Source organism: Corallococcus sp. AB018, assembly GCF_003986945.1.
In the GTDB taxonomy this organism is placed as follows: Bacteria; Myxococcota; Myxococcia; order Myxococcales; family Myxococcaceae; genus Corallococcus; species Corallococcus exiguus.
On the sequence record NZ_RAWR01000307.1, the window covers coordinates 1 to 9405 of the forward strand.

Annotated in this window: 7 protein-coding genes and 1 pseudogene; 1 reads left to right on the top strand and 7 read right to left on the bottom strand. The window is 67.9% G+C overall.

Annotated features, from left to right (window positions below; all coding sequences use genetic code 11):
* The 6 genes and pseudogenes from D7Y11_RS39410 to D7Y11_RS39435 form a co-directional block, all read right to left on the bottom strand.
* Positions 1 to 369: pseudogene (locus D7Y11_RS39410) on the bottom strand (hypothetical protein); the annotation flags it as partial.
* Positions 370 to 374: 5 nt separating this feature from the next.
* Complete coding sequence (locus D7Y11_RS39415; RefSeq protein WP_126936257.1) at positions 375 to 2993, bottom strand: TonB-dependent receptor; 2619 nt, start codon at positions 2991 to 2993, stop codon at positions 375 to 377.
* A 30-nt stretch (positions 2994 to 3023) separates the two neighbouring features.
* Complete coding sequence (locus D7Y11_RS39420) at positions 3024 to 3836, bottom strand: OmpA family protein (RefSeq protein WP_120599470.1); 813 nt, start codon at positions 3834 to 3836, stop codon at positions 3024 to 3026.
* Positions 3837 to 3954: 118 nt separating this feature from the next.
* On the bottom strand, positions 3955 to 4557 hold the full coding sequence (locus tag D7Y11_RS39425; RefSeq protein ID WP_233597476.1) for a chalcone isomerase family protein: 603 nt from the start codon (positions 4555 to 4557) through the stop codon (positions 3955 to 3957).
* Positions 4558 to 4714: 157 nt separating this feature from the next.
* Complete coding sequence (locus tag D7Y11_RS39430) at positions 4715 to 5437, bottom strand: hypothetical protein (protein WP_126936258.1); 723 nt, start codon at positions 5435 to 5437, stop codon at positions 4715 to 4717.
* A gap of 8 nt (positions 5438 to 5445) precedes the next feature.
* Entirely contained in the window at positions 5446 to 6081 is a 636-nt protein-coding gene (locus tag D7Y11_RS39435; protein ID WP_126936259.1) for a hypothetical protein, read from the bottom strand.
* A 64-nt stretch (positions 6082 to 6145) separates the two neighbouring features.
* Between D7Y11_RS39435 and D7Y11_RS39440 the strand changes: the two genes are divergently transcribed.
* Positions 6146 to 8311 (top strand): molybdopterin oxidoreductase family protein, encoded by a 2166-nt coding sequence (locus D7Y11_RS39440; protein ID WP_126936260.1) that lies wholly within the window; start codon positions 6146 to 6148, stop codon positions 8309 to 8311.
* Between the two features lie 7 nt (positions 8312 to 8318).
* Here D7Y11_RS39440 and D7Y11_RS39445 read toward each other — a convergent pair.
* Positions 8319 to 9405, bottom strand: a 1087-nt coding sequence (locus D7Y11_RS39445) for a lysylphosphatidylglycerol synthase domain-containing protein (protein WP_306770490.1), incomplete at its 5' end; no start/stop codon positions are given.

Genomic DNA, 9405 nt, shown 5'->3' on the forward strand with positions numbered 1-9405 from the left:
CCCCGTGGCCGCCTGGAACGCCGCGATGAGCAGCGCCTGCACCGCCGGGTCACTCAACGACAACACCCCGCCCGGCAACGGCACCCCGCTGTCCCCCGGACACGCCACGTCCCCGTAGGGATTCACGTCCGGCCGGCACAGCGCGTACGTCACCGTCACCGGACGCGCGTCCGGCGTCACCGCCAGCGCCGTGAACGTCACCGGCGGCGGCAGCGTGGAGGCGTTCGGATCCAACGCCAGCTCCGGCGGCTCCGCCTTGATGCCGAGCACGCGCACGCTGCGAATCTCACTCTGGGCTTCGAAGTCGGGGCCACTGCACGCGCTCGACCCCAGCAATGCAATGACAGACAGCAGGACGGGAGTGCGCATGGCGTTCAGAAGGCTCCCTTCAAGCCGAGCACGGGCAGGATGGGCAGGCCCTTGAAGTACTCGCGCTTGGAATAGTTGTAGTTGTAGGCCACGCCCTCGACCGACTGGTTGTTGTACGCGTTCGTCAGGTCCAGGTAGAGGTCCAGGTTCCAGGTGTCGAAGATGAGGTTCTTGTCCACGCGGATGTCCAGCTGGTTGAACGACGGCAGCCGCTGGGAATTGACCAGCCCGTAGTACGGGATGAACACGTCCGTCGTGTCGTCGCGCTTGGAGCCCAGCACCGGCGTCGTCGGGTTGCCGGACGCGAAGCGGAACCGCGCGCCCACCTCCCAGCCCTTCGGCAGCTTGTAGCTGGCGATGGCCGTCAGCACGTGCGTCTGGTCGTTGTCGAACTTGCGCCAGCGCGCTCCCGGCGCGTCCCGGCGCTCGCTGCGGCTCAGCGTGTACGAAATCCAGCCGAACAACCGGTCCGTCAACGCCCGGCGCACCAGCAGCTCGAAGCCATAGATGCGCCCCACGCCGCCGTTCTTCAGGTTCTCCGGCACGGACTCGCCGTCGCGCACGACGCGCGCGTTCGAGCGGACGATGAGGTCATCCAGGTCGTTGTAGAAGACCTCGCTGCCCACGAACCACTCCGGCCGCGCCTGCCACTCCGCGCCCACGCTGTACTGGAGCGACCGCTTCGCCCCCAGGTCCGGATTGCCGAACCCCGGCGACGGCTCATCCTGCACCGGAGGGCTGTGGTAGACGCCCGCGCCGCCCTTCAGCGTCAGCGTCTCCGTGAGCGCGTAGCGCACCGCGAGCCGAGGGTTCACCGTGCGCTTCACCTCCTGCTGGTCCGTGAAGATGTAGCTCTCCGTGCGCACGCCCGGCACCACCAGCAAGTCTTTGATGGGCCGCCACCGCACCTCCGCCCAGGCGGACGGGTAGTACTGGGTGAACTTCCCGTCGATGTTGATGAGGTCCTCCGTCACCAGCGGCGACGGCGGCTCGCCCTCGCGCGGCGGCTGCTGGATGCTGGCCGTCACGTTCGCCAGGTTCGCCACCACGTCCAGACCGCCCGCCACCATCACGCTGTCGTTGAACGCGTACTCCACCGTGGGCCGCAGATACAGGTCCGTGGACGCGATGCGCAGCCCGCGCTCGCCAATCTGGAAGTCCAGGAGGGTGTTGCCCACGAGCCCATGCGTGTCGACCGTCAGCCTGCCCTCGCGGAACTGGTGCCGCAGGCGCAGCTGGTTGAAGCCCGTCGTCACATCCAGGCCGCCATTGACGGACGGGTCGCCATCCGCCGGCTGGTCCAGGAGCAATGCCAGACGGTCACGTGACGTCAGGCCCTGCAGCGTGAAGGTGTGGCGGCGGCTCGGCTTCCACACCAGCTTCGCCTGCGCGTCGTAGTAGCGCGGCGCCACCTGGAGGCTGTCGTCGTCGAACGGCACCGCCTTGAGCACCAGGTCGATGTACGAACGCCGGCCGCCAATCGCGAAGCTCAGCGTGTCCGTGATGGGGCCTTCAATCACCGCGTTGGACTCAATGAGGCTGATGCCCACCGTGGCGTGGTAGCGGTCCGTGCGGGGCTCGCGGCTGCGCACGTTGATGACGCCGCCGGTGATGTCGCCGTAGTACGCGGAGAAGTTGCCGGGCAGGTAGTCCACCGCCTCCAGCAGGTCCGAGTTGTACACGGAGGTGAGGCCACCGAAGTGGTACAGGATGGGGATGCGCAGGCCGTCCAGGAAGACGCCGGACTCCTGCGGGCTGGTGCCTCGGATGACCAGCGCGCCGCCGTTGAACGCGGGCCGCGCCACGCCCGGCAGGTTCTGCACCACCTTGAGCGTGTCACCCTGCGTGCCCGGTATGCGCTGCACCTCCGCCACCGAGATGGTCGTGCGCGTCACCTCCTTGCGCTCGCGGTCGCTGCGGACCACCGTCTCGTATTGGCTGAAGATGCGCTTCTGCACGTAGTACGTGGCCCGCGTCTCCTTGCCCTCTTCAATCGTCTCCTGCGTCTTGAAGCGGTCGTAGTTGCCCAGCACCACGACGACCGGGTGCGTGCCCACGGGGACGCCTCGGAAGGAGAAGCGCCCTTCGCCGTCCGTGACGGTGGAGCGGTCCAACTCCGTGAGCACCACCTCCGCGCCCACCAGGGGCTTGCGCGTGCCGCGCTCCACCGCCTGGCCGCTGAAGTTTACCGGCCCCTGCGGCTCCGCGACGCCGCCGTCCGGCGAGGCCTCCGGCTGCGGCTCCGGCGCGCGGAAGACGAACTGGTAGGCGTACTGGATGCGCACCGGCGCGGGGACGTTGTCCACCTCCGCGGGCTCGAACTGGAACTGCTTCACCGCTTCCGTGGCGGCTTCGTCGAAGCCGTGACCCGCGGGCTGGGTGATTTCGACATTCGTGACGGCGCCCGTCTCCGAGATGTCGATGAACATCACCACCGTGCCCTCCAACTGCTGGGCGGCGGCATCCGGCGGGTAGGCCGCTTCGACCTGGCGCAGGAGGGCGGGCGGCTTCGTCAGCACGCCCGTGGGAGCGCCAGCGTCGCTGGCGGGAGTTCCTGCGTCCGGAGCCTGTGCCACGGCTCCGGTCGCAAGCAATACACAGACGACGCAGAGGAGCGTTCTCATGAAGGGTGCGCGGGTCTCCCGCGCCCCCTCCTAGCGCCCCCCGAGGCCGGGGGCGAGAACGATTTCGATGCGCCGGTTCTGGCTCTTGTGCTCCGGCGTGTCGTTGGGAACGAGCGGCTGGTACTGCCCGTACCCCGCCGCGGACAGCATGGTCGGGTCCACGCCAGAGTCCTGAAGCGAACGAACCACCGCCATCGCGCGCGCCAGGCTCAGCTCCCAGTTGGTGGCGAACTGTCCGCCGCCGGTGGGCACGTCGTCCGTGTGGCCTTCCACGCGCACGATGCGGCCCTTCACCGTCTTGAGCGCGTCGGCGATCTTCACCAGCGCGTCCTGCCCTTCCTTGCCCACGCGCGCGGAGCCGGACGCGAAGAGGATCTTGTCCTTGAGCTGCACCGTCATCCGGCCCTTCATCTCCGACAGCTCGATCTTGCCGTCGGAAATCTCCTGCTTGAGGGACTGGGCCAGGTTCTCGTACTCGGAGCTCTTCTTCTCCAGCTCCTCCTTCGCCTGCGCGAGCTTCTTGGCGTTGCGCCCCAGCTCGTCGTTGAGCGCGGCCAGCTGCGCGTTCTTCTCCTCCAGGGCGCGGCGCTCGGCCGCGGCGCCGGTGAGGCGGTTCTCGGAGGCGTTGAGGCGCGTCTCCAGCGCGGTCTTCTCCTGCTCCAGCGCGGTCTGCTTCTCCTCCAGCTCCTTGATCTTCGCCTCGGCGGCCGCGCGGGCCGCCTTCTCATCCGTGAGGTTCTTCGTCAGCCCCTCCGCCTCCAGGGCCTTCTCGTTGAACTTCCCCTGCGAGACGCAACCCGTGGAAAGGGCAACGAGGGCAGCCAGAACCAGACGTGTCCGCATAGGTGCGATTCCTCCTGACAAGGATGTTGGTGGGTCCGAGATTACCGCTCTCGGGCCCGCAGCCTAGGAGAAACGCGCATCCAATTTGAGGCCAAACTTCCCCGCCGGGCGAGCGGCCCTACTTGGGGAAGATGGGGTGGGTGTCCAGCCAGGAGCTGAAGAGGGCGTCGGCGAAGGACTTGCCGGGGATGTGGACCCCGCCGGACGCGCCGCCGGAGACGTGGAGGCCGGAGCCGGGCAGGTAGGTGAGGACGAGGTCGTCGCCCTTGCGCACGTCATGGAGGGACGACAGCAGCTTCTCCAGGGACTGGTTGAGGGCGTCCTGGCGCATGGCCGGGTTCTGGCGGAGGCCCTCGCGGAAGCTGCCCACGAGCTGGTCCTTGCTGATGGTGCGCAGGAAGCGGAAGTGCAGTCGTTTCAGGCTGTTGGACGACACAGCCTCCTTGAAGCAGGTGGGCTCCTCCTCCATGTAGAGGCTCCACACGTACACATTGAAGAAGAGCTTCTTCTTCAGCTCCATGTGGGTGAGCGCGAGTGTGCGCCCCTCCACCTGGAGGGAATCCGGCATGTTGACCCCGCCCGCCTGTCCCGCATGGGCGGCAGCGCCCACCAGCAGGAGCATCCCCAGCGCGAGCCCTCGCGCCCCCTTTTTCAACGCCGTCCCCATCATCGCCTTCCCCTTCACCCTCTTCCCAACGCCGGTGATCGCAACGGTGCGCATGCTCTTAAAAACCGCCACCGGTCACGATCATTGGTTTGTGCACCATTGGACGGCAACCGGAGGCCCAAGGCAAGGCTGTTGGGGGCTCAAGTGACTCCCCGGTTGTCCGGCGGACACGACGGATGGCGCGGGGTGTCATGAAACCCGGGAGCTGAGCTTACTCCGGAAGCGGGTTGGGGCGGGCCAGCGATTCGCGGAACTCGTCGATGAGCTTCCAGTACAGCGCCCATGCCTCCGAGTCGCTGCCGGCGGCCTTGTGGATGGCGGCGGCCGGACCGCAGGAGGTGCTCCAGCCTCTTGTCTCGAAGAGGTACGCCCCGAACTTCACGGAGAAATCGAGCCCTGGCTCCAGAATGCCGTGGTGGCGCAATGCGCATGAGTAGCCCCACAGCATCTGCTCCAGGCTTCGCAGATGCACCAAGCCCAGAGGCTCGTTGCCAGGCACATACATGGACGGGCGCTGACGAACGCCGTCCAGCAACTTGAAGATGTCCGAGTGGATCATCTTCGCGACGTCCATCCGCTCTGCTTCATCGCGCAGGGCCTTCAGATGCTGCGCCGCTTCGCGAAGCGCCTGCCGGAAGGCAGCGACATCCCGCACCCGTGCCACCTGATCCTCGTACGTGATCACCAGCACGCCTTCGTCGTGAGCGAAGCTCAGGGCATCGGGTTCCCAGAGCAACTTCACCCGCACGGGTGACTCGTGCTGGAGCCGCTTCAGCCCCACGTCCAGGGCCCACAGCCAGGCATTGATGTATGTCTGTTCGTCCTGGATTCGCCCTTCGTCGCCGATGACACGGATGGTCCCCATAAGGGCGTAGGGCGAGACAGCTTCGGGCTTGAGTTCCAGGTGAATGAATCGATTGGAGTGGGAAATCATGTGACCTCTCATGGGTCCGGATGCACCGCCCGGAACATCACCTGAAACCCAATGCTTTTGCGTGCGCGAGACATCAGCCGGTAGAGGTGCCCCGCCTCATCCAGTTTCTCCAGGCTCATGTAGTCGCCGTACGTGATGAACTGGGCAATGCGCCAGATCTCCGAACTGAACTCAGGACCCGCGGGGCCTGTGACCACGTGGTTCCCGCCGTCCTCACTTGTCCGCTTCCAGCCGGGTTTGAGGAGGAAGTCGAGTTCGATGGAGACGCCTTGCAGGGAGCTCTCTTCCCAGGTGCGCGCCATCGTCACGGCGCGGGCCACGACGTAGCCGCCCATCCCCACGGACGGCTCGAACTCGTACAGGGCGAGTTCACCCGCGAGGACCTTCTGCGTCCAGACGGCATCCAGTGCCCACTCCGCGCAGCGCTCGGCGGCTCCGTCCATTCCCGCTCGCCATTCGCGAATGTCGAAGAGCACGTTCTGAGTCCCGAGCCTCTCCAGGGACCATTCCTCCGCACCCTGGAAGTCAAACCAGACGGTTTCGCGGGTGTGCAGGACCAGCTCCACCTGCAGGAACATCTTCTCCCGATCCATCCGTACGCCCGTGACCTCGGCGTCGTGGACCGACACGTTCAGGAAAGCCATCGTGGGGAACAGTCTGTCACCCAATGGCCCCACACGGGGAAGAGCCGGCGTAGGCTCTCCGTCCATGAGCGCTTCCGTCCATTTCCGCACCTGCAATCTCTGTGAAGCCATGTGCGGCGTGCGCATCGAAGTGGCGGGGGGGCGCATCACGTCCATCAAGGGGGACGCGGCGGACCCGTTCAGCCGGGGCCACATCTGTCCCAAGGCCGTGGCGCTCCGCGACCTGCACGAGGATCCGGACCGGCTCCGCCATCCCATGAAGCGCACCGCTTCCGGCTGGGAGCGCGTGTCCTGGGAGGACGCGTTCCGCGACATCACGCAGCGGCTCCATGACCTCCAGAAGGAGCATGGACCGAACGCCGTGGGCGCGTACCTGGGCAACCCCAACGTCCACAACCTGGGCGCGATGATGTTCGGGCCCGGGCTGCTTCGCGCGCTGCGCTCGCGCAACCGGTTCTCCGCCACCTCCGTGGACCAGCTTCCTCATCAGCTCGCGGCCCACCTCATGTTCGGCCACCAGTTGCTGGTGCCCATCCCGGACATCGACCGCACCCGGTACATGCTCGTCCTGGGCGCGAACCCGCTCGCGTCCAATGGCAGTCTGATGACGACGCCGGACGTGCGCGCCCGGCTGCGTGCCATCCAGGAGCGAGGCGGAAAGGTCGTCGTCATCGATCCCCGCCGCACGGAGACGGCGGTCATCGCCGACCAGCACGTCTTCGTCCGGCCCGGCACCGACGCGCTCGCCCTCTTCTCCCTGCTGCATGTCGTGCTGGAGGGAAACGCGCACCGCATGGGACGGCTCGCGGAGTTCGTGGACGGATTGGACACCGTGCTGCCGCTCGTCCAGGACTTCCCTCCGGAGCGCACGGCGCCTCATACGGGCATCGCACCGGAGGTGCTTCGCGGCATCGCCCGGGACTTCCTCGCCGCTGACGGGGCTGTCTGCTACGGGCGTGTCGGTGTGTCCACGCAGCCGTTCGGCTCGCTCTGCCAATGGCTCATCAACGTCCTCAACGTCGTCACCGGAAACCTGGACCGCGAGGGCGGCGCGCTCTTCACCCTTCCCGCTTTCGACCTCATTGGCGGGCCTCGCGCGTTCGGCGTCAGCCCTGGCAGCCATGGCCGCTGGAAGAGCCGGGTGCGTGGCCTGCCGGAGTCCTCCGGAGAGCTTCCCGTCGCGGCGCTCGCGGAGGAGATCCTCACCCCGGGCGAGGGCCGCATCCGCGCGCTCATCACCCTGGCCGGCAACCCCGTGCTGTCCACGCCCAATGGCACGCAGCTGGACACCGCGCTGGGGCAGCTCGACTTCATGGTGAGCGTGGATCCGTATCTCAACGAGACCACCCGCCACGCCCACTACATCCTGCCGCCCGCGTCGCTGCTGGAGCGAGGACACTACGACCTCGTCTTCCACGTGCTCGCCGTGCGCAACACGGCGAAGTATTCGCCGCCGGTGTTCCCAGCCGGTCCGGACTCGCGGCAGGACTGGGAGATCCTCCTGGAGCTCCAGCACCGGCTGGAGACCCTGCGCAAGGGACGGAGCGTTCGCGCACTGCTCCAGTACCAGGCCCTCAAGCGCATGGGGCCGGAGCGCATCCTCGACCTGGGCCTGCGCATGGGGCCCTATGGCTCGCGCTTCCATCCGCTCAAGAAGCACGGACTGTCGCTCGCGAAGCTTCGTGCCGCGCCGCATGGCATCGACCTGGGCCCGATGAAGCCCAGCCTGCCCGGCAGGCTCCGCAACCGCTCCAAGCGCATCCAACTGGCACCGGAGCTGCTCGTCGCGGACGTGGCCCGGCTTCGTGCCGCGTTCCCGGACGACGCGGCACCTCGCGAGGGTGAGCTGCTGCTCATCGGCAGGCGGCACCTGCGCGACAACAACTCGTGGATGCACAACGTGCCGGGGCTCGTGAAGGGCCGTCCCCGCTGCACGCTCATGGTCCACCCGGACGACGCCTCACGCATAGGGCTCGCGGATGGCGCCAACGCCACCATCCGCTCACGCGTGGGAGAGGTCACCGTGCCCGTCGCCGTCACCGCCGATGTGATGCCCGGCGTCGTCAGCCTGCCGCATGGCTACGGGCACCAGCGCCCAGGCATCCGCCAGCAGGTCGCCAGCGCGCACGCGGGTGCCAGCATCAACGACCTCACGGATGACCAGGCGCTGGACGCCGTCAGCGGCAACGCCGCGTTCAGCGGGACACCGGTCCAGGTCCGACCGGCCTGAGCCTCTTTCAGCGGTACACGGGCGCGGACAGCACGGGCGGCACCACCGGCGCGGCGGCCGCCACCTTCGCCTTCGCGCGCCACACCAGCGGCGTGAGCGCTCCCACCAGCACGAACACCGCCTGCACCGTGTGCGCGAGCAGCGCGATGGACATCGCCTTCGCGGCCGTCGTCCCCATCGCTCCCGCCGCCAGCGAGAACATCCCGTCCGTCACGCCCACCTGCCCCGGCACCAGCGAGCCCATCGCCAGCGCCACCAGGTAGAGCCCCTGCGTGAACAGCGCCTGCACCACCGACGCGTCGATGCCCACCGCGTGCGCCAGCACCGCGTACTGCATCACCTGCAACACGCGGCTGCCCAGGAAGGCCAGCATCGGCCGCCACGGACACAGCCCTCCGGCGCACACCGATGCCTGGAACGCTTCCGCGTGCTCGCCCCATTTTCCGCACCGCCTGCGCATCCACGTGCCCAGCCGCTTCGTCCGGAGCCCCGCGCGCACGCCCAGCGACGCGAGCAGCAACACGACGCCGTGCACCAGCATCGCCACCGTGAACGTGCTCCAGCCCGTCATCAGATATGCCGCCAGCGCGCACGGGAAGGAGATGAGCCCTCCGGCTCCCAGCGACGCCGACTGCGACGTGGCCGCCGCCGCCGTCGCGGCCGCGCCTCCCGTGTATGGCGTCAGCAGCGTGGCCTTCGTCGCCTCCGCCGCCGTTCGGCCCGCGGGCGCCATGCTCGACACGGCGGTTCCAATCAGCTGCGCTCGTACCAACACCGACAACGGCACCTGCCGTGCACGCGCGCCGTAGGACAGCCGCGTCGCCGTGGCGTCACACGCCTGGCGTCCCAGTTCGATGAACACCACCCAGGGGAGCAGCGGCAGCGCGTCCAGGAGCGTGGTCTTCAGCTCGCCCGCGCCGGCCTTGTGCACCAGGGTCCCCAACATCCCCAGGCCGCCCATCGCGAACACCGGCTTGAGTACCGTCAGCAGTCTGCGTCTCCAGACGCACGGTGAGGCGGAAAGCCCCTCCCCTGCGGCGGCCCCCGGCCCGGCCAGGGCCCCTTCGCGGTGCTCGTTGCTCACACTCGCCCTC